Raw genomic sequence first — 23,033 nt, 5'->3', positions numbered from 1 at the left:
CTGTACCTTCTTTAAGGGCTACAGATGGGGCAATTTGAGGGCATCCAATAACAAATGACTCCTTGAGGAGCCCCGAATGCCTATCGATTCCCGCTTGCCGAACTTCCGCAGCCTCACTCCCAGCCAGCGCCTTGAGCACCTGCAGCCCTTGCTCGGCTTGAGCGACGAAGACCTGGCGCTGCTGCGCGATGCCGGTGCGCTGCCGCTGGAAATCGCCGACGGCATGATCGAGAACGTCATCGGCAAATTCGAACTGCCGTATGCCGTCGCCAGCAATTTTTGCATCAACGGTCGCGATGTGGTGATCCCGCTGGTGGTGGAAGAGCCTTCGGTGGTCGCCGCCGCGTCGTTCATGGCCAAGCTGACGCGCCCGGCCGGGGGGTTCCAGACCTCGAGCAGCGCACCGCTGATGCGCGCGCAGGTGCAGATCATCGGCATCAGCGACCCGTTCAACGCGCGTTTGAGCCTGTTGCGCAATAAAGACGAAATCATCGCCCTGGCCAACAGCAAGGATCAGTTGCTCAACACCCTGGGCGGCGGTTGCCGGGACATCGAAGTGCATACCTTTGCCGACAGCCCGCGCGGGCCGATGCTGGTGGCGCACCTGATCGTCGATGTGCGCGACGCCATGGGCGCCAACACGGTCAACACCATGGCCGAGGCCGTGGCGCCGCTGATGGAGCGTATCACCGGCGGCAAGGTGCGCTTGCGCATCCTGTCCAACCTCGCCGACCTGCGCCTGTGCCGCGCACAACTGCGCATCGCCCCGGAACACCTGGCCACCGCCGAGTACAGCGGCGAAGAGGTGATCGAGGGCGTGATCGACGCCTATGCCTTTGCCGCCATCGACCCGTACCGCGCGGCCACCCACAACAAGGGCATCATGAATGGCATCGACCCGTTGGTGGTCGCCACCGGCAATGATTGGCGCGCTGTCGAAGCGGGCGCACATGCCTATGCCTGTCGCAGCGGCCATTACGGTTCGCTGACCACCTGGGAAAAAGACAGCCAGGGCCACTTGGTGGGCACCCTGGAAATGCCAATGCCTTTGGGCCTGGTCGGCGGCGCCACCAAGACCCATCCGCTGGCGCAATTGTCGCTGCGCATTCTTGGCGTGAAAACCGCCCAGGAGCTGGGCGAAATTGCTGTCGCCGTGGGCCTGGCACAGAACCTCGGTGCCTTGCGCGCCCTGGCCACCGAAGGCATCCAGCGCGGGCATATGGCGTTGCATGCGCGCAATGTGGCGCTCTCGGCCGGCGCTCGGGGAGACGAAGTGCAGTGGCTGGTCGAACGCATGGTGGCCACTCACGACGTGCGCGCCGACAGTGCGCGTGCGTTGCTGCTTGATAAGCGCGGTCAGTGAGCATGGACCACGTCAGGCTGGTGGAAGTGGGCGCGCGGGATGGCTTGCAGAATGAAGCCCGATGCCTGCCGGTGCACACCCGCATAGCCTTGGTGGAGCGCCTGGCCGACGCCGGTTTGCGCAGCATCGAGACGGGCGCATTCGTGTCGCCGCGCTGGGTGCCGCAGATGGCGGGCTCGGACGCGGTGCTGCGCGGCCTCGGCCAGCGCCCCGGTGTGACGTACACCGCGCTGGTGCCGAACCTGCAAGGCCTGGACATGGCCCTGGCCGCCGGTTGCCGCGAGGTGGCGGTGTTTGCGGCGGCCTCCGAGGCGTTTTCGCAGAAGAATATCAATTGCTCGATCGCCCAGAGCCTGGAGCGCTTCGAACCGGTGCTGGCCAGGGCCCTGGAGGCGGGCGTTGCCGTGCGCGGCTACGTGTCCTGTGTGCTCGGCTGTCCGTTTAGCGGTGCGGTGCCCGTCGAGCAGGTGGTTGTGGTCACCCAAGCCCTGTATGCCATGGGCTGCTATGAAGTCAGCCTGGGTGACACTATCGGCACCGGCACGCCGGGCGCGACCACGCGGTTGATCCAGGCCTGCGCCGACGCGGTGCCGCTCGGCGCCCTGGCCGGGCATTTCCATGACACCTACGGCATGGCGGTGGCCAATGTGCAGGCCGCCTGGCAGGCCGGTGTGCGGGTGTTCGACAGTTCCGTCTCGGGCTTGGGCGGTTGCCCCTATTCGCCGGGCGCCACGGGCAACGTGGCGACCGAAGAGCTGGTGTACCTGTTTGAAGGGCAAGGCGTCGCCACCGGCGTCGACCTTGCAAAATTGATTGAGGTAGGCGTCTTTATTGATAGCCAGCTGCAACGCAGCGGCGCATCGCGGGTCGCCCAGGCAGTGCGCGCCCGCATCCAATAACAATAAACGGAGCACCCATGAACCCTCTTGCAACCACCCTGGCCGGCTTCGGCCCGCTCAAGGGCGTCACCATCCTCGACCTGACCCGCGTCGTGGCCGGGCCTTATTGCGCCATGCTGCTGGCGGACATGGGCGCCCACGTGATCAAGATCGAACACCCCACCGATCCAGACCTGACCCGCGAGTTCCCGCCCATGAGCCGCAGCGCCAGCGCCCCGGTCAGTGGTTTTTTCGCCCAGTTCAACCGTAACAAGCACGCGGTGTGCCTGGACCTCAAGCACCCGGACGGCAAGGCGACCTTTCTTGAAATGGTGCGCAAGGCCGATATCGTCATCGAGAATTTCCGCCCCGGCACCATGGACAAGCTGGGCCTGGGCTATGCGGTACTCAAGGCGGTCAACCCGGCGCTGGTGTTCACTGCCATCAGCGGTTTCGGCCAGCACGGGCCCAACTCTTCACGCCCGGCATTTGACAGCAGTGCCCAGGCCGCCGGCGGCTTGTGGTCGATGAATGGCACGGTCGAGGAACCGATGCGCGTCGGCACGGTGCTGGGGGATTTGTCGGCGGCGCTGTACGCGGCGATTGGCACCCTCGGCGCTTTGCGTGAAGCCGAGCGCAGCGGGCAGGGGCAACTGGTCGATGTGTCCCAGCAGGACTCGATCATCTCCCTGACTGAAAACGCTCTGGTCACCTACACCGAAACCGGCGAAGTGGTCGGGCCTACCGGCAACGGTCATCCCTTCGTCAAACCCTATGGCCGCTATGCCTGCAAGGACGGCTTCGTGTTCTTTGGTGCCTACACCGACAAGTTCTGGCGCGAGGCCTGCCATGCCTTCGGCGATGCGGCCCTGGCCACCGACCCCGAAATCGACACCATGGCCAAGCGTTTCGAGCAAGCCACTTACCTGCGTCGGGTCAAGCCCATCGTCGAAGGCTGGTGTGCGGCCTACACCAAGGCCGAACTGGAGGCGCTGACCGGCGACCGATTCCCGCTGTCACCGATCAAGAGCATTGACGAAGTGGTGGCCGATCCCCATGTGCGCGAGCGGGACATGGTGATCAGCGTCGAATGCCAGGGCGCGCATTTCGAGGTGTTTGGCAACCCGGTGAAGCTTTCCGGCGGCACCCGCGAGAAGGGCTCCAGTGCCCCCGGCGTCGGTCAGCACAACCAACAGGTTTACCGTCAATGGCTGGGCCTGGACCAGGCCCAGTACGACCAATTGGTCGAGCGAGGTGTGATTTGAGCCTGCTCACCGAGGCAATCATGGGCTGCATCGGCCTGGCGTTGCCGCCGGTGCGCTTTGAAGTCAGCCGCCAGGACATCCGCAAATATGCGGTCGCCACCGGCCAGCGCCAGGCACGGTTTCTGGCGGGTGATGAAGCGCCGTTGATGTTTTTGTTCAGCGTGCTGATGCCGGTATTGCCCCTGGAGCAGTTGCGCGAAGACGGCCACTTCCCCGACAACCCGCTGCTGCCGGAATTGCCGCTCAAGCGCATTCTGGCGGGGGGCAGCCGCTACCAGGTGCACCGGCGGATTTATCCCGGTGATGTGCTGGTCTGCCGCCAGACGCTGGTGGACATCCACGAAAAGCAGGGCAGCGATGGCCCTTTGATTTTCCTGGTGTTCGAAAACCGTTTCGAGAACGAGGCGGGCGAGCCGCTGGTGATCGAACACCTGACCCGGATAGCGAGATAACCATGCCCCTCATCGAAGTCGGCCAGGCCTTGCCCGAACGCCAGTACACCCCGGACACGGTGCACTTGTTCCTGTACAACGCGGCGATCTGGAACGCTCATCGCATTCACTACGACCTTGCCTACGCCCAGCAGAACGAGGGCCACCCTGCGCTGTTGGTGGACGGCCCGTTGCAGGGCGACTGGTTGACCCAGTTGCTTTACGACTGGATGCAGGGCGCCGACGAACTGTTGGCGTTCGAGTACAGCAACCGCCGCGCGGCCTATGTCGGTGATGTGCTGACCGCCAAGGGTGAAATCCTCACGGTGGAAGGCGACTGCATCACGCTGGCGTTGCAGGTCGTCAATCAACAGGGCCAGGCGACCACGGTCGGTCGCGCCACCGTTCGAAAGACGTGAAGGCTTCACCCCCCTTATAAAAACAACAAGCCCGAAAGGGCCGGAGGGCACCATGCAGCAAGACCTCAGGCAAAAGCCGCTTTTACCGTCGGACCAGCAACATTTGTATGAAGTCTGGGGCGACACCATCGATGCGCGTCACCTTGCGCTGTCTATCGGGATTGGCGCGGTGGTCAGTCTTGGCGCCTACTTTGCCGCGCAACACCTGTTGCACTACTTGGTGGAATCGGCGCAGATGGCGCGTGCCTACGCCATGCTGATCGGCATCCTCGGCTGCCTGGCCGGTGGCGCGATCAGTGCCAAGCTGTTTGCGCCCAAGCGTGATGTACAGGAAAACGTGGCCGACCAGCGTTTCCGCGAGCAAGTGGTGGCCGACCTGCTCAAGGAATACGGCAGCCTGGGGCGCCTGGAGGATGTGTCCGCCGAGGTGATCGCCGAGCTGCGCGAGCTGCAGCTGTATGACCTGTTCCGCGAAGCCCAGGCCCGCGAAGAAAACCTACCCGCTACGTCGGCGCCCGTGCTCACGCCCAGCCTCAGCGGAGGGCGTGGGTGATGGAAATCCTCCTGCATGAAATCATGATGGCCTTTGCGCTCGGGCTGCTCGGCGCCGTGGTATTCGCCGCCATCGGCCTGGTCTCCGGCACCGACGAAACCACCACCCTCGCGCCCCTGACCATGCTGGTGGTGCTGCTGGGCGCGCCACCGGCCGGGGTGCTGACGTTCTTTCTGGCGGGAGCGGTCGCCAAGCACATGACCCACGCCGTGCCCACCGCGTTGCTGGGGATTCCCGGTGACACTTCGGCCACGGCCTTGCTCGCCGATGCGAACTACCTGCGCAAACTCGGCGTGCCGCATATCGCCTTGCGCAAAATGATTTCCGGTGGCGCGGTGGCGGCGCTTATTGCGGTACCGCTGTCGGTGCTGTTCGCGGTGTTGCTGGCGCCGTTCGGTGGGGTGATCAAGCAGTTCGCGCCCTGGGTGTTCCTGTGCGCTGCGTTCACCATCGCCTACTTTTCCGCCGGGCGTTGGGCGGCGGTCCTGGCCCTGGTGCCGTTCGTGGTGGTGATCGTGGCGTTGCAGGCGTTGACCGGGCAGTACGGGGTCAAGCTGTCGGTGAGCTACTTCCTCGGCATTGCCGTGGCGCCGTTGATTGCCTCGCTGTTTTCCCTGTTGGCGCCCGGCGAGCGCCAGCGCATGCGCCGCGATCAATACCGGGTGTTTTCCCTGGCACCGGACGTGAAGGGCTGGAGCGGCTACTTTCCGAACCCGTTCAAGGTCATCAACCCGCGCCAGGTACGCGTGACGGCCATGGCCGCCAGCGTGACCAGCGCCACCTTTGTGTTCAGCCCGGTGGCGATGACGGTGATCATGGGCGAAATCATCGGTTCACGGATCAAGCACGCCTATGACCGCCTGACCACGGTGATCACCGCGCGTAATGGTGTGACCGAATCGACCTACATCGCCGAAACCCTGATCCCGCTGATCGCCTTCGGACTGCCGCTTAGCCCGGTCGCGGCCGGCCCGGCCGCGCCGTTGTTCAACGCACCGCCGCGCTTTTTCGTCGACAACGCCACCGGTGAGATCAACAACCTGCATAACCTGCTCAACACCTGGGAGTTCCTCGGCTACGGCATGCTCGCGGTGATCGTGGCGATCCTGGTGGCCTACCCGTTCACCATGAACTTTGCCCACGGCGCGGCGGCCTATGTGGTGCGCAAGATCAGCCATGAAGCGGTGATCACGACGTTCATCGGCCTGGTGCTGGTGATCGGCATCTGGGAAGGCGGCCTGCTCGGGTTGCTGGTGATTGTCACCGTGGGCTTGCTCGGCGGGTTCCTCGCGCGCTTCCTGGGGTTCAACATCGGCGTGCAATTCATGGGCTATTACACGGCGGTCCTCACGGTGCCTGCGATCATCGCGCTGACCGGCAACTGACCCGCAACACCTCACCTCAACCCTAAAGCCAGCGGATACCCGTTATCTGCGACGGGAGGCGTTTGCCTCCCAGAAAGGAATAATAAAAATGAAGATCCTTTTGCGCGCCAACCCTGTGGTTCTTACCTGCCTGGTGTTCAGCACCGGCAGCAGCTATGCCGACGGCTTCCTGGAAGACAGCAAAGCCTCGCTGAACCTGCGCAATTTTTACCTGAACCGCAATTTCGTGGATGGCAACAACCCCCAGGCCAAGGCCGAAGAGTGGACCCAGAGCTTTATCCTCGATGCGCGCTCCGGCTATACGGCAGGCGTGGTCGGCCTTGGCGTGGACGTATTGGGGCTGTATTCGGTGAAGCTCGATGGCGGCAGGGGCACCGCCAATACCCAACTGCTGCCGGTGCACGGTGACGGGCGCCCGGCGGACGATTTCGGTCGGTTGGGGGTGGCGCTCAAGGCCAAGCTTGCGAACACCGAACTGAAGGCCGGGGAGTGGGCGCCGGCCTTGCCGGTGCTGCGTTCGGATGACGGCCGTTCACTGACCCAGACCTTTCGCGGCGCGCAGTTGACCTCCAGAGAATTCAGCGGCGTGACCCTGTACGGCGGGCAATTCCGGGCCAACAGCCCGCGCAATGATGCAAGCATGGAGGATATGTTCATGGGCGGCCGCCCGGATGCCACCTCCGATCGCTTCAACTTCGGCGGCGCCGAGTACCTGTTCAACGACAAGAAAACCCAGGTCGGCGCCTGGTATTCGGAACTCGCCGACATCTACCAGCAGCGCTATATCAACCTGACCCACAGCCAACCGGTGGGCGGCTGGGTGCTGGGCGCCAATCTCGGGTTTTTCTCCGGTGAGCAGAACGGCAAGGCCCTGGCCGGCAACCTGGAGAACCGCGCCTTGTCGGCCATGCTCTCGGCCAGGACCGGTGCCCATACGATCTATGTCGGCCTGCAACGCATGTCCGGCGACGACGGCTGGATGCGCGTCAATGGCACCGCCGGCACCAGCCTGGCCAACGACAGCTACAACTCCAGCTATGACGCGGCCAGGGAGCGCTCCTGGCAACTGCGCTATGACTACGATTTCGCCGCCCAAGGCGTGCCGGGCCTGACCTTGATGACGCGCTATATCCGCGGCAGCAATGCGCATGTCGGCACCGTCACCGATGGCGAGGAATGGGGCCGCGAATCGGAGCTGGCGTATGTGGTGCAGAGCGGCCCGGCCAAGCTTCTCAATGTGCGCTGGCGCAATTCGACCTTGCGTCGGGATTTCAGCACCAACGAGTTCGATGAGAACCGGTTGATCATCAGTTATCCGCTGTCATTGTTGTAATCAGGGCCGCTGCGGCTTCACCGACGTACCGAACGTGTTGCCCATGCGCACGCTGGTCGCCGCCGGGGTGGATAAACCCACCGCGTTCGGCGGCCGTTTCTCGATGGGGATGTTTTGCGCTTCGCGGTTTTTGCTGGCGGCCTTGGTCGCGTTTGTGTCATTGCCCATCTGCTGGCTCAGGCAACCATAGTTGGGTGCCTTATACCCATCCACCGTGACTTCGGCGCAGCTGTCGGCGTGGGCGAACAAGGGCAGGGCGGCGCACAGCATCAAGCTGGCAAGGGTCGGGAACAGGTTCATCGGGCCTCCTGGCGGGCCCGTAGGAGTGGCCCGGTAAGGCTTGAAAGTCTAGCGCAGCGGGCCTCTCGTCACCGTGATGTTTTTTTTGCTATCACCGTAACATCAGTTTCATAAACTGGCCTCAGGATGACGGTTTTCTAGGGCGCGTCGGCCGTGCAGCAATGCAGAGCAGGGGGTGAATGGGGAGTGTGGAGGCGCGCCGCATGCGCCCTGGTCTTGCTGTTGCTGCTGGCTGGCGGCCGTGCGGCGCAGGCAGAGTCGCCGTTTTTGACCTTGGATTTGCCGGCGCAAGACTTGGAACACGCCCTGCAAGCCTACAGCCGCGCCACCGGGATGGCGGTGCTGGTGGACCGTGAATTGACGCGGGGCCGGCGTTCCATTGGAGTGCGCGGGCGGTTTACGGCGCAAGAAGCACTGGCGATGTTGCTGACAGGGAGTGGCCTGATGGCACGTTATGCACGCAGCGATGCGTTCACCTTGCAGGCGCCGCAGGTCAGCCAGCCGCCTCCCACCAAGGGCGCGGCGGCTCGCAGTGCCGTGCGGATCAACAACAGCTACGCGACGGCGTTGCAGCAAGCGATCGAGACCAGCCTGTGCCGTTCGCCCTTGACCCGCCCCGGCAGTTTCCGGGCGCTGGTGCAGGTTTGGGTGAGCCCGGACGGGGTGATGGAACACAGTCGGCTGGTCAGTTCCACCGGCGATGCACAACGCGATGAAGCACTGGTACGCAGCCTGGCAACGGCACGGGTGGAACGCCCGGCGCCGAGCTCACTGCGCCAGCCGGTGACTTTACTTCTGATGCCTGACACAACGGGAACACGCATGGAATGCACAGCTGCAAAAGGAGCCCGGGGCGGATGAAAAATACCGGGCACAGTCCGATGGTCAGCTTGTTCCTGGCCTCCTACGAAGACTTCAAGGTGCGTTTGCGCAAGCGCCTGGGCTCGGAGGACCTGGCCAACGACGTCCTGCACGAAACCTACCTGCGGGTCGACCGCATGGACGTGCCGGCGAACCTGCAACAGCCCAACGCCTATCTGTATCGCATGGCCTTGAACATCGCCGCCGACCGCCGCCAGGCCGACGCACGCCTGCTCACCGGCAGCGAAGTGCAAGAGCTGCTGCAAAGCACCGACGACGCCCAGGACCCCTCGCGGGTGGTGGGCGGGCAGAAAGAAATCCAGTCCCTGGTCAAGGCCCTCTACGAACTGCCGGCGCGCCGCCGCAAGATCCTCATTGCCGCCCGCCTGGAAGAGGCGCCGCACCTGGAAATCTCCCAGCGTTTCGGCATCTCCACGCGTATGGTCGAGAAGGAAATCAAGGCTGCCCTGGGCCATTGTGCCAAGCGCCTGGAAAGAAAAGTGATTCAGCGGTTCGGTCCCGGGGCCGGAAAACCGTCTTAGTGTCGAGTCCCTGATAAATCCGTGAGTACGTGCGCGCTTGAATATTTTTAACCTCTCCACCGCCCGGCCATCCACCGCCAGCCCCCTGCACGATGAAGCCCGCGACTGGCTGGTCCTGCTGACGTCGGGCCGTGCCACCGTGGCCGACGCCAAGGCCCTGAAAGCCTGGTGCGCGCAAAGCCCGGAACATGCCCAGGCGTTCGAGCAGGCCAAGGCGTTGTGGCAGCAGTTGGCGCCGGCCCTCGATCAAGTCTCGCAACCGCGCAGCTTTGGCCGGCGTGCCTTCCTGGGCGGTGCGATTGCCGCTTCGGCGGCCGTGGTGATGGTGCGCGTCGGCGTACCGGGCGGCTTCGCCGGGCTTACGGCGGACTACCGCACCGACGTCGGCGAGCAGCGCCAAGTGCTGTTGAGCGCAGGCGTGAGCCTGGAACTCAATACCCAGACCCGCATCAGCCGGGTCGGACAGGGCATTGAATTGTTCGAAGGTGAAGTCGAAGTCGTCGCCCACGTTGCGCAACCGCTCAAGGTCCAGGCTGGCGCGGGCTGGGTGAGCGCGGCCCAGGCGCGCTTCAATGTGCGCAACACCGACCAGAACGTCTGCGTGACCTGCATCGAGGGTTCGCTTTTGGTGGACATCGCCGGTCGCAGCTTGCGTTTGGACGGTGGACGGCAACTGACCTATGGCGCTGCCGGGGTCAGTGAAGTGACCACGGTGGACACCCAGGCCGTGGTGGCCTGGCGTGAGCAGGTGCTGGTGTTCAACAACGCCACGCTGGCGACGGTGGTGGACGAGATCAACCGCTATCGGCCGGGGATGTTGGTGTTGTTGAACAAAGAACTTGGCCAGCGCCGTGTGCAGGCGCGGTTCAGCTTGCAGCAACTGGCGGGCGTGGCGTTGTTGATTCGCGATGCGTATGGCGCCAAATGTACGGAGCTGCCGGGTGGGGTGGTGTTGTTGAGTTGACTCACTTCAACGGCCCCAGCACCTGCCGATACTTTTCCACCCCCTGGGGCGTCTGTCGTACCAGCTTGATCTCCAGCCCCGTTGGATCTTCACGCCGATTGCCGCTCAACTGCCGCCAGCCCTTGTCCGTCTCCCAGACGCGCACCTGCAAGTCGCTGACGCCCGTCAGCACCACCACGCCATCCTTCGCCGCCGGCAGCGGAAACCGGTTTCGTGCCGGCGCGGCGGCGCGGTACAGCGAATCGCCCTTGAGCCACCAGCGCACCCGCTGCAGCCCGTCACCGGCAACCGGGGCGCTGCGGATCACGTCCAGGCGAAAGCCCTTGCTGTCGGAACTGCGTACCGTGACCGCCGCCAACCCCTCGTCGGTCGGGGTATCCGGGGCCGTCAGTTCGACGCTGGCCCGCAAGCTGATATCGCGCTGCATCTGGTTGAGCGCCCGCAGCAACACCTCGGTCTGCTCGGTACTGGCCTGCAGGTGCTGATCGGCGCGGGTCACGCTGTCGAGGCCGCGCCAGGCGATCAGGCTGACCAGCGCCATCAGCATGATCGCCACCATCACTTCGATCAGGGTGAAGCCTTGCTGCGACCGGTTCATGGCAGGGCTTCCACGCGCATCAGGCCGGCGGCGTCGCGTTGCAGGCTGAGGCTGTGTTGCCCGTCGGACAGCACCACCCGCAGCGGCGGGTTGATCCATTCGGCATTGAGCACCAGGGGTTGCCGAGGTTCGACAGTGACTTGCATCGGTGTGCTTTCCCATAGGCGCGGGCGCAGTTGGCTGTCGCCCTGGAAGGCTTCCACGCGGGTTCCATCATCATTGCGGCGGTTGAAGCGGAAGCCCTTGGCGTCGGCGCGCCAGGTGATGGGGCGGCCGTCGACGTGGGCTTCGGCCTGGGCGACTTGCAGCAGTTGGCTCAGGCGCTCGGCATCCTTGCGCAGCAGGTGCAGCGGGTCGGGCTTGATGGTGAGGCTGATGGCGGCGCTGGCGATGCCGATGATCACCAGCACCACCATCAGCTCGATCAGGGTGAAGCCTTGCTGTTTCATCGCGCGTTTCCTGGAAACTGGGGAGTGTGTGAAATAAAAGCGTGCGAATTGACCCTGTAGGCTGGTGCGACGGACAAACAGGAGGTCCTGCCCATGACATTCGCCCCTCGTTTCACCCTGGCCCACGGCGTGCAGGCGCTGGGTGTGCTGGCGGCTTTGGCGGGCGCGGCGGTGTGGATGCCGCTGCTGCTCACCAGCGCCGAGTCCCACACGCCCAGCGCCACGCCCCAGGCATTGGCGGCGCGCAGCGATAACCCGGCACTGCAATGGTTTTCCAATGCGCCGACGGCGCTGCAGGTCAAAGTGACCGGCGTGCTGGCGGGCGCGCGTGGCGCGGTGGCGATCCTCAGCCTTAACGATGGGCCGCCGCGCAGTTTCCTGTTGGGCGAGCGCCTCAGCCCCGGCGTGCGGCTGACCGGCATCGAAGGCGATGGGGTGGAGATAGAACGCGGGGGCGAGACGCTGCGCGTCAACCTCGACAAGTTGCCCCAGGGGCCTGCGCTGCCGCGGCTCACTCGGCCATGACCTGAGTCTCCAGGCGCGCCAGGGGCGGTGCTTCGCGGCTGGCGTCGAGCACCTGCAGGTTGACCTGGAGCAGGCGGCCATCGGCGCTGATGGTCTGTTCGCAGCGCAGTTTCAGGCGGCCTTGATCGCACTCGAAGGTTTTCTTGCCGTTGCGCAGGTGGCCTTCCGGGCCCAGCCCCTCCAGACGCAACTCCGCCAGGCGACTCTGCGCCGCCAGCAGCGCGATGGATTTGTCGCGCAGCAGGCCGTTGCTCTGGGCCATCAGCCCGGCCACGCGCACGGCGGCGGCCATGGCCACGGCAATGATCGCCAGCGCCACCAGCACCTCGATCAGGGTAAAACCTTGCTCCTTGCGACGGCCGTACATGGCGCTCTCAAAGCCGGGAAACAGGCCCGCAGACTAGCGCCGGCAGTTGACCGATTGGCGACCGAAACTCCCGAGCATTTTCAATACGACTGACATGTGTTCTTGCAACACTGCGCCCCCATTGCACTCAAGCCAAGGAATGTCGAGATGGATATCGCACGCCTAACGTCACCGCTGCCAGGCCCTCGCGGGCAACGTGGCTTCACCTTGATCGAGATCATGGTGGTGGTGGTCATCCTCGGGATCCTGGCCGCGATGGTGGTGCCCAAGGTCCTTGACCGGCCGGACCAGGCGCGGGCCACCGCGGCCAAGCAAGACATCGGCGGGTTGATGCAGGCCTTGAAACTCTACCGCCTGGACCACGGCAGTTACCCGAACATGAACCAGGGTTTGAAGGTGTTGGTCGAGCGCCCGGCGGATGCGAAGAACACCAACTGGCGTGCCTACCTCGACCGTCTGCCCAACGATCCGTGGGGCCACCCGTATCACTACCTCAACCCGGGCGCCAACGGTGAAGTGGACGTGTTCTCCCTCGGCGCCGACGGCCAGCCGGATGGCGATGGCATGAATGCCGATATCGGCTCCTGGCAGCTCTAGGGCGCCCCATGAAAGGGTATTCGCCCCCAGCGGCGAAGCAGCGCGGCATGGCGATCATCAGCGCCTTGCTGATCGCGGCGGTGGTGGCGGTACTGGCCGGCGCCATGCTCACGCGCCAGAGTGTGTTCACCCGCAGCCTGGAGGCCGAGCAACTGCGCGTGCAGGGCCAATGGCTGTTGCAAGGTGGCCTCGAACACGGCCGTCAGATGCTCTGGGACGCACGCCGCAAGGACGTGCTGACCCGCCTCGATCAGCCCTGGGCGCACGCTCAAGTCGGTGCGTTTGCGGGGCGGATCGAGGACGAGCAGGGCAAGTTCAACCTGCGCAACCTGGTCATTCGCCAACAGGTGGACGCCGAGCAATTGCAGAGCTTTGAGCGCCTGTGCCGGCTGATCGGCGTCGACCCGGCGGTGAGCCGGCGGATCAGCCAGCGGGTGATCGGTTCCTATGTTCCGCCCGCCAGATACCCGATGCTGCGCAGCCTGGATGACTTGAGCGGAATCGAGGGCCTGGACCCTGTTGTGTTGCAGCGCATGCAGGCGTACATCAGCGTGTTGCCCGGCCCTACCTGGGTCAATGGCAATACCGCCAGCGCCGAAGTGCTCAGCGCGGTGGTGCCGCAGCTCAGCCTGGCCCAGGCCCACGGGCTGGTGGCCGAGCGTGACAGCGGGCAGTGGTTTATCAACCGGGGGGATTTTGTTAACCGCCTGCGCTTGCCCCAGATAAACGTGGACTCGGTGCAGGTGGGCATTACCAGCGAGTGGTTCCGCGTGCAGGGCCAGGCGCGCCGTGAACAGCGACGGGTGACGATTGATGCGTTGTTGCATCGTCCCGAAGACCGCGAACCACGCGTGATCTGGTCGCGGGTGGGCGTATGAAACGCCTGCGCATTGGCTTGCCGCCGCTGGATCAATTGAGCGCCGAGAGCCAGGTCAAATTTGCCTGGTTGGACCGTGGCGTGGTCATTGAAGAGGGTTATGCAAGCCTGGCGCAAGTGGGTAAGCCGCGCCAGGCCGTGGAGTGTTTCCTGCACCCGCGTGACAGCCTGCTCACCAGCCTCGAGCTGCCGCCGTTACCGGCCGCGAAAACCGCTGCCGCCGTGGCCTGCGCCGCTCAGGCGTTGATCCTCGGCCCGGTGGAACACATGCACGTGGCCCACGGCCCGCGTGAAAGCGATGGGCGCGTGCAGGTGGCCTGGGTGCCCAAGGCCGGGCTGGAGCGGCTGGCCCGGCTGCCGCTCAAACTGCGCGGCCTGTACCCGGCGCCCTTTGCCTTGCCGCTGGGCGCCGCTGCGCTGGACGAAGGTTATCTGCTGACACGCGAGAGCCTGCAACAAGGCGCGGTGCACCCCTTGGGCGCGCAGACGCTGGATATGCAACTGGTGGACGCGCCACAGCGCTGGAGTGGGCCGTTGCCCGCGTGGGGGTTGCACGGCCACCTCAGCCAACCCTCGACCGGCGGATGGGGCAGGGCGCTGGCTTGTGTGGCGCTGGCCACGGTCATCTGGGTGCTGGGCCTCAACCTCTATGCCGCACGCCAAGTGGAGGAGGGCCAACGGCTCAAGGCGTTGATGAGCCAGCAGGTGCGCCAGGCGTTTCCCGAATTGCCGGTGGTGCTCAACCCTTTGCAGCAGGCCCGCCAGCAATTGGCCGCACGCCAGAGCGGCGCCGCCGGCGACCCCGGTCAACGCTTTGCCAGCCTGTTGCAACTGGCGGGCAGCAACCTGCCGTTCATGGTCGGCAGCGTCGCCAACCTGAGCTTTGAACAGGGCCGCTTGCGGGTTGAATTGGTCGCCGACAGTCGCAGCCCGAAAGCCGAGGGCGAATGGCAGGCGGCGTTGGCCCAGGCCGGCTTCACGGCCAGCCGCGATGAGCAGGCCTGGGTGATTGGCCCGGCGCAGGCCTCGGAAAAATCGGGTGCCGACGATGAATAAAATCCAACGACTGCGCAGCCAGGCCCAGGTGTTCTGGGGTGGCCTGGCGCTGCGTGAAAAACGCCTGCTCAGCGGCGCGGGCCTGGTCCTGGCGAGCCTGCTGACCTGGCTGGTGCTGGTGCAGCCGGCATTGAAGAAGATCGATTACTGGCAGGTTGAAACCCCCAAGCTGCGCGCCCAGGCCGCAGCCCTGCAGGTGCTGTTGCAGGACGTATCCGCACCAAGGCCGGGCGACGAAACTGCGCTGCGCCAGGCCCTGGATAACGCCGGCCTCAAAGGGCATTACCAATTGCAGGCGCTGGAACCCGGCGGCTGGCGGTTGACGTTCGACAACGCCCCGGCCGACGCGGTGGTGGGCTGGCTGCTGGGCAATCCCCGTTCGTTTTCCCTGGAGGTGTCCGAAGCGCGGTTGCAGCGCGCGATGGATGCCGTCGACAGCTCGGCCGGCACTGTGTCCGGGACCGTTCGCATGGATCAGGCGCTTGGCGCTAAGGAAGCTTCATGAAGTGGTCAGTCCCCCCGTTTCGCATGGTCGCGCCGCTGCTGGTGCTGGCTCTGAGTGCGTGCAGCAATCCGTCAACCACGCCATTGCTGGTGGACAGTGAGCTTGGCCAGCCCCTGGCGGACACTCGTCGCAGCGCCGAGACGGTGCTGGACCGCCAAGGTGAACGCCTGCCCAAACCTCCCGTACAGCACCGGATCACCGACACCGCGCGCGGCCATGCCCCGGCGGCCGTCAAGGCGCGCAACCCGTTGGGTGATCAGCCGGTGCAGCTCAATTTTGTCGATGCGGATATCCAGGCGGTGGTGCGCGCGCTGTCCCGCGCCACCGGGCAGCAGTTTTTGGTGGACCCGCGCGTGAAAGGCAACCTCACCCTGGTCAGCGAAGGGCAGGTCCCGGCGCACCAGGCCTACGACATGCTGCTGGCGGCGCTGCGCATGCAGGGCTTCAGCGTGGTGGATGTCGGCGGTGTGGCCCAGGTGGTGCCCGAGGCCGATGCCAAGTTGCTCGGCGGGCCGATCTACAGTGCCGGCAGCAGCGGCATGCAGACCCGCACCTTTCGCCTGCAATACGAAAACGCGGTGAACCTGATCCCGGTGCTGCGCCCCATCGTGTCGCCGAACAACCCGATCAATGCCTACCCCGGCAACAACAGCATTGTCATCACCGACTATGCGGAAAACCTGGCGCGGGTGGCGCAGATCATCAATGGTATCGACACCCCCAGCGCCATCGACACCGACGTGGTGATGGTGCAGAACGGCATCGCCGTGGACATTGCCGCCATGGTCTCCGAACTGCTGGAAACCCAGGGCGCCGACCAGACCCAGAAGATCAACGTGATCGGCGACCCGCGCTCCAACTCCGTCATCATCCGTTCCGGCAGCCCGGAGCGCACGGAGCTGGCGCGCAACCTGATCTACAAGCTCGACAACGCCCAGAGCAATCCCAGCAACATGCACGTGGTGTACCTGCGCAACGCCCAGGCCGGCAAATTGGCCCAGTCGCTGCGCGGGTTGCTCACGGGCGAGAGTGATTCGGGTGTGAGTGACGATGCCCGTGGCAAGCTCAGCGCCATGGGCGGCAATGACAAAAACAGCCAGGGCGCGAGCAATGCCCAGAACAGCACGGGGACACCGACCGGCAGCGGCGTGCAGCCGGGCTATGGGCAATCCTCCGGTTCAACCAGCAGCACCGGCAATGGCAAACCCGCCAGTGACCAGGACACCGCGTTCAGCGCCGGCGGCGTGACCATTCAGGCCGACGCCACCACCAACACCTTGCTGATCTCCGCGCCGGACCCGCTGTACCGCAACCTGCGCGAGGTCATCGACATGCTCGACCAGCGCCGCGCCCAGGTGGTGATCGAAAGCCTGATCGTGGAAGTCAGCGAAGACGACGCCACCGAGTTCGGCGTGCAATGGCAGGCCGGCAACCTGGCGGGCAAGGGCGCGTTCGGCGGCGTGAACCTCGGCGGCAGCGGCGTGGTTGGCACGCCCGCCAGCCCGACCAGTATTGATGTACTGCCCAAGGGCCTGAACATTGGGTTGGTCAACGGCACGGTGGATATTCCCGGCATCGGCAAGGTGCTTGACCTCAAGGTGTTGGCCCGTGCGTTGAAGAGCAAGGGCGGCACCAACGTGCTGTCCACGCCGAACCTGCTGACCCTGGACAACGAGGCGGCGAGCATTTTCGTGGGGCAGACCATTCCGTTTGTCACCGGCAGTTATGTGACCGGAGGCGGGGGCACCAGCAACAACCCGTTCCAGACCGTGCAGCGTGAAGAGGTGGGGCTCAAGCTGAACGTACGGCCGCAGATCTCCGAGGGCGGCACGGTGAAGCTGGATATCTACCAGGAAGTCAGCACCGTGGATGAACGGGCCTCGGTGACGGCGGGCACGGTGACCAACAAGCGTGCGATCGATACCAGTATTTTGTTGGATGACGGGCAGATCATGGTGCTCGGCGGGCTGCTGCAGGACGGCTACAGCCAGAGCAATGATGCGGTGCCATGGCTGGCGGATATTCCAGGGTTGGGCGCGCTGTTTCGCAATGAGAAGCGCAGTGTGAGCAAGACCAACCTGATGGTGTTTCTGCGGCCTTACATTATTCGCGACAGTGGGGCGGGGCGCAGCATTACGTTGAACCGCTATGAGTTTATGCGCCGGGCCCAGGGAGGGTTGCAGCCGGAGCGTAGTTGGGCGATGCCGGATGTGCAGGCGCCGCAGTTGCCGTCGGTGGAGAAGGCGATTCCTGGGGTGCAGCAGCAGGGGCCTAGGGCGGTGATTAGGGCGGTGCCGGTTTCACAGGGGGCGCCGCGGTGATTGGGTACATATCCGTTTCTTCGGTGACGGCCAATTATGGTTCCGCTCTTACAGCGGGTCACTTTTGGAAGGACCCAAAAGTAACCAAAAGGTCCTCGCCCCACCACTCGGTGCCTCGCCTAGGCTCGGCATGCCCTCACTCCGGCTTGAATCCGTGGGCCGCCGCAATGGGCCATCCTTGGCCCAGTGCGGCTAACCCGGCGTCCTGCCGGGTTACCCACGGATTCAAGCCTGCGTTCGGCCAGCGTGGTTTTACGGGGCGCCTAAGATCAAAAGCAAAAGCAAAAGCAAAAGCAGAGCGCGGCGGCCTTAGAGCCGACCGGTATCTTACTGTCGAACTCGGTCAAATGTGGGAGCTGGCTTGCCTGCGAAGGCATCAACTGGATATGCCTGATTCACCTGGGCGTCCGCATCGCAGGCAAGCCAGCTCCCACAGAAAAGCAATCTGCGGTGCACAAAAAACTGCTTTTGATCTCCACCACTCAAGTCGGCTGTCAGGCCGCTTTGCTTTCGCTTTTGATCTTGATTTTGATCTTAGGCGCCCCGTCAAACACGCTGGCCGGAATTCGACAGGGATTTGGGGGGTAAACCGGCAAGGATGCCGGTTTAGCCGCCCCGCGCCATGGATGGCGCGTGGCGGCGGCCCCCCAAATCCCTGTCGAATTACGGGCACACCGAGCGTGAGCGAGGTGCCGAGTGTTGGGGCAAGAGCCCTTTGGTTACTTTGGGGCTTTTCCAAAGTGACTCGCCGTAAGGGCGAAACCATAAGCCGCCGTTACCCCAATAATGGATATGTACGCCTCCAAAAAAGGCCAACCCCATGAGCCTTCTACCCTACGCCTGGGCCAAATCCCAGCGCATCCTCCTGCGCCCCGGCGAGGGCGGCATGCTGCTGACGGTGTGCCCCTCAACCCCCGGCTGGTCTATCAGTGAGGTCCACCGTCAGTTCGGCCAGGCCCACCTCGAACAGGTACGCGACGATGAACTCGACGGCCTGCTCGCCAGCGCCTACGCCGACACCGGCAGCGCCGCCGCTGTAGTGGGCGCCGCCGAAAACGAGGTGGACCTCGACCGCCTGATGCAGGACATGCCCGAAATCACCGACCTGCTCGACACCCAGGATGGCGCGCCGGTGATTCGCATGATCAACGCCTTGCTGACCCAGGCCGCGCGCGATGAGGCCAGTGATATTCACATCGAACCCTATGAAACCCATTCCGTGGTGCGCTACCGCGTCGACGGCACCCTGCGTGATGTGGTGTCGCCACGCAAGGCGTTGCACGGTGCGCTGGTGTCGCGGATCAAGATCATGGCCCAGCTCGACATCGCCGAAAAACGCTTGCCCCAGGACGGCCGTATCGCGTTGCGGGTGGCCGGGCGGCCGATTGATATTCGCGTGTCGACGGTGCCCACCGGGCATGGCGAGCGCGTGGTGATGCGGCTGTTGGACAAACAGGCCGGGCGCTTGCAGCTGGAGACCCTGGGCATGGAGCCGCAGGTGCTGGCGCGCCTGGACACGCTGATCCGCCAGCCCCACGGCATCGTGCTGGTCACCGGGCCCACCGGCAGCGGCAAGACCACCAGCCTGTACGCCGCCCTCGCGCGGCTGGATGCGAGCACCAGCAATATCCTCACCGTGGAAGATCCGGTGGAATACGACCTGCCGGGCATCAGCCAGATCCAGGTCAACGCCAAGATCGACATGACCTTCGGCCTGGCCTTGCGCGCGATTCTGCGCCAGGACCCGGACATCATCATGATCGGGGAAATCCGCGACCTGGAAACCGCGCAAATCGCCGTACAGGCTTCGCTCACCGGGCATCTGGTGCTCGCCACGTTGCACACCAACGATGCGGTGTCGGCGGTCAATCGCTTGATCGACATGGGCGTGGAGCCGTTTCTACTGGCCTCGTCACTGCTCGGCGTGTTGGCCCAGCGCCTGGTGCGCCGCCTGTGCCCGCACTGCAAGCAGCAAGACCCGGCCGCGCCCGGCACCTGGCGCCCGGTGGGCTGCGCGCAGTGCAACCAGACCGGCTACAGCGGCCGTACCGGCATCCATGAATTGTTTTGCGTTGACGACGACGTGCGCAGCCTGATCCACCAGGGCGCCGCCGAGCAGGACCTGCGCCTGGCCGCGCGCCGCGCCGGAATGTTGAGCATGCGTGAAGACGGCGAGCGCTGGGTGCGCAGCGGCGCCACCGCGCCCGAAGAAATCCTGCGCGTGACACGGGACGCCTGATGAATCGCTATCGCTACGAAGCCGCCGATGCCAGCGGCAAAATCGAGGCCGGGCACCTGGAGGCGGATAGCCAGAGCGGCGCGTTTGCGGTGTTGCGCAGCCGTGGCCTGACCGCGTTGCGGGTGCAGGTGGAAGGTGGGCAGTCCACGAAAGCCGGCAGCAGCCTGTTCAGCGCCAAGCTGTCGGACAACGACCTGGCCTGGGCCACGCGGCAACTGGCAAGCCTGCTCGGTGCCAGTTTGCCGCTGGAGGCGGCTTTGAGCGCCACGGTGGAACAGGCCGAGAAAAAACACATCGCTCAGACCCTCGCCGCCGTGCGCGCCGATGTGCGCGGCGGCATGCGCCTGGCGGATGCGTTGGCGGCGCGGCCACGGGATTTTCCGTCGATCTACCGCGCGTTGATCGCGGCGGGGGAGGAGTCCGGTGACCTGGCCCAGGTGATGGAGCGCCTGGCCGATTACATCGAGGAGCGCAACAACCTGCGCGGCAAGATTCTCACCGCGTTTATCTACCCCGGCGTCGTGGGGCTGGTGTCCATCGGCATTGTGATTTTCCTGCTCAGCTACGTGGTACCCCAGGTGGTCAGCGCGTTTTCCCAGGCGCGCCAGGACCTGCCGGGGCTGACCCTGGCGATGCTCAATGCCAGCGACTTTATCCGCGCCTGGGGCGGGATGTGCTTTGCCGGCATTGTCGGCGGTTTCTGGGGTTGGCGCCTGTACCTGCGCAACCCGGTGGCGCGCCTGAATTGGCATAGCCGCGTATTGAGGCTGCCACTGATCGGGCGTTTTGTGCTCGGCCTGAACACCGCGCGGTTCGCCTCGACCCTGGCGATTCTCGGCGGTGCCGGCGTGCCCTTGTTGCGCGCCCTGGAAGCGGCGCGGCAGACTCTGTCCAATGACCGCTTGAGCCAGTGCGTCAACGACGCCACCGCCAAGGTGCGCGAAGGCGTCAACCTGGCCCCGGCGCTGGCGGTGGAAAAGGTATTTCCGCCGGTGCTGATTCACCTGATCGCCAGCGGCGAAAAAACCGGCTCGCTGCCGCCGATGCTGGAGCGTGCGGCGCAGACCCTGTCGCGCGATATCGAGCGCCGCGCCATGGGTATGACGGCGTTGCTGGAGCCGCTGATGATCGTGGTGATGGGTGCGGTGGTGCTGGTGATCGTCATGGCGGTGCTGTTGCCGATCATCGAGATCAACCAGCTGGTTACCTGACGCACACTGACGAAACCCATTCAAAATGTGGGAGCTGGCTTGCCTGCGATAGCGGTGTGTCAGCAAAAACAGGTCATGTGACAGTCCGCATCGCAGCATAGGCATTTACACAATTTTTAGCGATCTGTGGAGAGACGGCTTTCGTGGCGGCCATCGTGGTTGACGGGGCGATCCGAGATCAAAAGCCAGAGCGCGGCGGCCTTAGAGCCGCCGGTGTTTTTTATGTCGAACTCAGTTCAACTGTGGGAGCGGGCTTGCCCGCGAATGCGGTGTATCAGTGACAGATGGAGTCGCTGATACACCGCATTCGCGAGCAAGCCCGCGCCCACATGAATCCATGTTTAGTCATTTAAATTGGGTGATGCCCGGTGCCGTTGCGCAATCTCGGGTTCCTCATTCCGTCACATTCCAACGCCCTTGGCCGCGTTCAGTGCACTGGCGCTGAAACCTCGCTGTCACCTGCCGCCAAACCGCTCAAAACCATGACCAAAACACCCGAGAATCTTTTTAAAAATCAAGCCCTTCCTCCCGAGGTTTTTTCCTTTTGCTGTCATCGGAAGCTGCGAAATTTCCTACCCATGGCCTCACCCCTGCCACCCCCGAGACACGGTTCGGGGCCGGAGCCATGGCGTCCTGCAAGAGCTATCTACCTCAAACGTACAAACACGACGAAAGGAGATTCTTCATGTTTAAGCGCACTATGATCGCGGCCTCTTTGGCAGTTGCAGCACTGGCTTCGGCCCAATCCATGGCCGCAGTGGTCGGTGGCGGTGCCACCCTGCCGGAAAAACTCTACGGCACCACGACCGGTACCGGCATCCTCGCTTCCTCCATCCCAGGTTTTAACGCCTACATCGGCGTGGGCAGTGGCGACGGCAAGAAGGCCTTCTTCGGCAACGATTCGACCAAGCTGAAATTGGCCGCCGGCATCACCGTTGACTACGCAGGCAGCGACTCGATCGTCAGCGCTGCGGAACTGGCAGCTTACAACGCCGATGCCGTCAAAGGCCGCGCTGCTTTCGGCCCGCTGATCCAAATCCCGGCTGAAGCTACTTCGGTCACCGTGCCTTACCACATCGACGGTCAAACCTCGTTGCAGCTCACCAGTGCTCAGTTGGCGGATATCTTCGCCGGCAAAATCACTAACTGGAACCAGGTGCAATTCAACGGAACTGCGGGTCCGAACCTGCAGATCAAAGTGGTTTATCGCTTGGAAACCAGCGGCACCACTGAAATTTTCACCAACCACCTCAAAACCGTGAAACCTGCCTCGGTCCCTGCCGTGAGCAACAGTTTCGCCACCGCCGTCGGCTTTAACCCAGCCACCGGCGCCCCGGCCGGCTCGAGCTATATCGGTGCAACTGGCAGCCAAGGTGTCGCTACCGCCGTTGCCGACAACAACGGTGCCATCGGCTACGTCAGCCCGGACTTCTCCCAGTTCGACCAGGCTTCGGCTGTCGCTTCGATCAACGGCTCCCTGCCCACCAAGGACAAGGTTCAGCTCGCGCTTACGGAAGCTACGCTGCCAACTGTTGATCCAACAAAAAGTGTCAGCAACCCTATCGATTGGGTACCTACGTTCCCTAACCCTGCCCAAGGCTATCCAATCGTTGGGTACACCAACCTGGTCTTCAGCCAGTGCTACAAAGACTCTACTGACAACATCCGCATTCGTAATTTCCTGAACCGTCACAACACGGGTGTGAACAACAGTGCTGTTGAAAGCCATGCGTTCATCCCAGTGCCTGCCAACTGGCAGAAAGCAATTCTTGACACCTTCTACGCCACCACCAGCTCGCTGCGCGTAGGCGACCCTAACACCTGCAACGGTATTGGTCGTCCGCTGTAAGACCCCGTCTCGACAGGGTTTGCCCCACAACCGGCAATGACTTCGCGTCATTGCCGGTTTTGTCGTTTCACTCCCCAGATCGACCCGTTGAACCGCTGTGTATGAACATTGTGTGACATCAGTTCGGTCCCGTCCCCCGGCAACC

24 protein-coding genes are annotated in these 23,033 nt (G+C 63.9%); 20 read left to right on the top strand and 4 right to left on the bottom strand.

Going from position 1 to position 23,033, the window contains the following annotated elements; all coding sequences use genetic code 11:
• The first annotated feature begins 76 nt into the window (after positions 1 to 76).
• From KVG91_RS26405 to KVG91_RS26370, 8 genes are all read left to right on the top strand, one after another.
• On the top strand, positions 77 to 1,363 hold the full coding sequence (locus tag KVG91_RS26405) for a hydroxymethylglutaryl-CoA reductase, degradative (RefSeq protein WP_169378392.1): 1,287 nt from the start codon (positions 77 to 79) through the stop codon (positions 1,361 to 1,363).
• Positions 1,364 to 1,365: 2 nt separating this feature from the next.
• Positions 1,366 to 2,262 carry a hydroxymethylglutaryl-CoA lyase gene (locus tag KVG91_RS26400; RefSeq protein WP_169378393.1) on the top strand — a complete coding sequence of 299 codons (897 nt, stop codon included), beginning with the start codon at positions 1,366 to 1,368 and terminating at the stop codon, positions 2,260 to 2,262.
• Positions 2,263 to 2,279: 17 nt separating this feature from the next.
• Positions 2,280 to 3,506 (top strand): CaiB/BaiF CoA transferase family protein, encoded by a 1,227-nt coding sequence (locus tag KVG91_RS26395; protein ID WP_169378394.1) that lies wholly within the window; start codon positions 2,280 to 2,282, stop codon positions 3,504 to 3,506.
• Positions 3,503 to 3,958, top strand: a complete 456-nt coding sequence (locus KVG91_RS26390; RefSeq protein ID WP_169378395.1) for an FAS1-like dehydratase domain-containing protein — start codon at positions 3,503 to 3,505, stop codon at positions 3,956 to 3,958. Before KVG91_RS26395 ends, KVG91_RS26390 begins: the two co-directional genes overlap by 4 nt.
• A 2-nt stretch (positions 3,959 to 3,960) precedes the next feature.
• The gene (locus tag KVG91_RS26385) at positions 3,961 to 4,356 is read left to right on the top strand and encodes a hotdog family protein (RefSeq protein ID WP_169378396.1); all 396 of its coding nucleotides are present in this window, start codon (positions 3,961 to 3,963) and stop codon (positions 4,354 to 4,356) included.
• Positions 4,357 to 4,408: 52 nt separating this feature from the next.
• Positions 4,409 to 4,909 (top strand): hypothetical protein, encoded by a 501-nt coding sequence (locus KVG91_RS26380; protein ID WP_169378397.1) that lies wholly within the window; start codon positions 4,409 to 4,411, stop codon positions 4,907 to 4,909.
• Entirely contained in the window at positions 4,909 to 6,294 is a 1,386-nt protein-coding gene (locus KVG91_RS26375; RefSeq protein WP_178115282.1) for a tripartite tricarboxylate transporter permease, read from the top strand. The genes KVG91_RS26380 and KVG91_RS26375 overlap by 1 nt, the downstream gene beginning before the upstream one ends.
• A gap of 88 nt (positions 6,295 to 6,382) precedes the next feature.
• A complete protein-coding gene (locus KVG91_RS26370; protein ID WP_169378399.1) occupies positions 6,383 to 7,627 on the top strand; it encodes an OprD family porin in 1,245 nt (414 codons plus the stop codon).
• Here KVG91_RS26370 and KVG91_RS26365 read toward each other — a convergent pair whose 3' ends face one another.
• Positions 7,628 to 7,927, bottom strand: coding sequence for a hypothetical protein (locus KVG91_RS26365; protein WP_169378400.1), 300 nt, complete (start codon positions 7,925 to 7,927; stop codon positions 7,628 to 7,630).
• Positions 7,928 to 8,143: 216 nt separating this feature from the next.
• Here KVG91_RS26365 and KVG91_RS26360 point away from each other — a divergent pair, with 216 nt between their 5' ends.
• From KVG91_RS26360 to KVG91_RS26350, 3 genes are read left to right on the top strand one after another with little or no spacing between them, the layout of a single operon-like run.
• Positions 8,144 to 8,788 (top strand): secretin and TonB N-terminal domain-containing protein, encoded by a 645-nt coding sequence (locus KVG91_RS26360; protein ID WP_169378401.1) that lies wholly within the window; start codon positions 8,144 to 8,146, stop codon positions 8,786 to 8,788.
• Positions 8,785 to 9,330, top strand: coding sequence for an RNA polymerase sigma factor (locus KVG91_RS26355; RefSeq protein WP_169378402.1), 546 nt, complete (start codon positions 8,785 to 8,787; stop codon positions 9,328 to 9,330). The genes KVG91_RS26360 and KVG91_RS26355 overlap by 4 nt, the downstream gene beginning before the upstream one ends.
• 37 nt (positions 9,331 to 9,367) lie before the next feature.
• Positions 9,368 to 10,294: a FecR family protein gene (locus tag KVG91_RS26350; protein ID WP_169378403.1), complete on the top strand. Its 927-nt coding sequence runs from the start codon at positions 9,368 to 9,370 to the stop codon at positions 10,292 to 10,294.
• 1 nt (position 10,295) lies between these two features.
• Here the strand turns inward: KVG91_RS26350 and KVG91_RS26345 are convergent, their stop codons facing one another.
• Together KVG91_RS26345 and gspH are read right to left on the bottom strand one after the other, a co-directional pair.
• On the bottom strand, positions 10,296 to 10,892 hold the full coding sequence (locus KVG91_RS26345) for a prepilin-type N-terminal cleavage/methylation domain-containing protein (RefSeq protein ID WP_169378404.1): 597 nt from the start codon (positions 10,890 to 10,892) through the stop codon (positions 10,296 to 10,298).
• Positions 10,889 to 11,341 (bottom strand): type II secretion system minor pseudopilin GspH, encoded by a 453-nt coding sequence (gene gspH / locus KVG91_RS26340; protein WP_169378405.1) that lies wholly within the window; start codon positions 11,339 to 11,341, stop codon positions 10,889 to 10,891. The genes KVG91_RS26345 and gspH overlap by 4 nt, the downstream gene beginning before the upstream one ends.
• 93 nt (positions 11,342 to 11,434) lie before the next feature.
• Between gspH and KVG91_RS26335 the strand changes: the two genes are divergently transcribed.
• Complete coding sequence (locus tag KVG91_RS26335; protein WP_169378406.1) at positions 11,435 to 11,866, top strand: type II secretion system protein N; 432 nt, start codon at positions 11,435 to 11,437, stop codon at positions 11,864 to 11,866.
• On the opposite strand, the gene gspI is transcribed toward KVG91_RS26335, so the two are convergent.
• A complete protein-coding gene (gene gspI, locus KVG91_RS26330) occupies positions 11,853 to 12,233 on the bottom strand; it encodes a type II secretion system minor pseudopilin GspI (RefSeq protein ID WP_169378407.1) in 381 nt (126 codons plus the stop codon). The genes KVG91_RS26335 and gspI overlap by 14 nt on opposite strands.
• A 147-nt stretch (positions 12,234 to 12,380) precedes the next feature.
• Between gspI and gspG the strand changes: the two genes are divergently transcribed.
• From gspG to KVG91_RS26290, 8 genes are all read left to right on the top strand, one after another.
• Entirely contained in the window at positions 12,381 to 12,830 is a 450-nt protein-coding gene (gspG, locus tag KVG91_RS26325; RefSeq protein WP_169378408.1) for a type II secretion system major pseudopilin GspG, read from the top strand.
• 8 nt (positions 12,831 to 12,838) lie between these two features.
• Positions 12,839 to 13,708: a type II secretion system minor pseudopilin GspK gene (gspK, locus tag KVG91_RS26320; RefSeq protein ID WP_169378409.1), complete on the top strand. Its 870-nt coding sequence runs from the start codon at positions 12,839 to 12,841 to the stop codon at positions 13,706 to 13,708.
• Positions 13,705 to 14,763 (top strand): type II secretion system protein GspL, encoded by a 1,059-nt coding sequence (gspL, locus tag KVG91_RS26315; RefSeq protein ID WP_169378410.1) that lies wholly within the window; start codon positions 13,705 to 13,707, stop codon positions 14,761 to 14,763. Before gspK ends, gspL begins: the two co-directional genes overlap by 4 nt.
• Positions 14,756 to 15,268: a type II secretion system protein GspM gene (gene gspM / locus KVG91_RS26310; protein ID WP_169378411.1), complete on the top strand. Its 513-nt coding sequence runs from the start codon at positions 14,756 to 14,758 to the stop codon at positions 15,266 to 15,268. Before gspL ends, gspM begins: the two co-directional genes overlap by 8 nt.
• Positions 15,265 to 17,589: a type II secretion system secretin GspD gene (gene gspD / locus KVG91_RS26305; protein WP_169378412.1), complete on the top strand. Its 2,325-nt coding sequence runs from the start codon at positions 15,265 to 15,267 to the stop codon at positions 17,587 to 17,589. Before gspM ends, gspD begins: the two co-directional genes overlap by 4 nt.
• An 820-nt stretch (positions 17,590 to 18,409) precedes the next feature.
• Positions 18,410 to 19,828 (top strand): type II secretion system ATPase GspE, encoded by a 1,419-nt coding sequence (gspE, locus tag KVG91_RS26300; RefSeq protein ID WP_169377438.1) that lies wholly within the window; start codon positions 18,410 to 18,412, stop codon positions 19,826 to 19,828.
• Entirely contained in the window at positions 19,828 to 21,039 is a 1,212-nt protein-coding gene (gene gspF / locus KVG91_RS26295) for a type II secretion system inner membrane protein GspF (RefSeq protein ID WP_169377439.1), read from the top strand. The genes gspE and gspF overlap by 1 nt, the downstream gene beginning before the upstream one ends.
• A 625-nt stretch (positions 21,040 to 21,664) precedes the next feature.
• Positions 21,665 to 22,888, top strand: a complete 1,224-nt coding sequence (locus tag KVG91_RS26290; protein WP_450091394.1) for a substrate-binding domain-containing protein — start codon at positions 21,665 to 21,667, stop codon at positions 22,886 to 22,888.
• The last annotated feature ends 145 nt before the right edge of the window (positions 22,889 to 23,033 follow it).

This window comes from Pseudomonas azadiae (assembly GCF_019145355.1).
GTDB classification, from domain to species: Bacteria; Pseudomonadota; Gammaproteobacteria; order Pseudomonadales; family Pseudomonadaceae; genus Aquipseudomonas; species Aquipseudomonas azadiae.
This window is presented reverse-complemented; position numbering and strand designations above follow the sequence as displayed.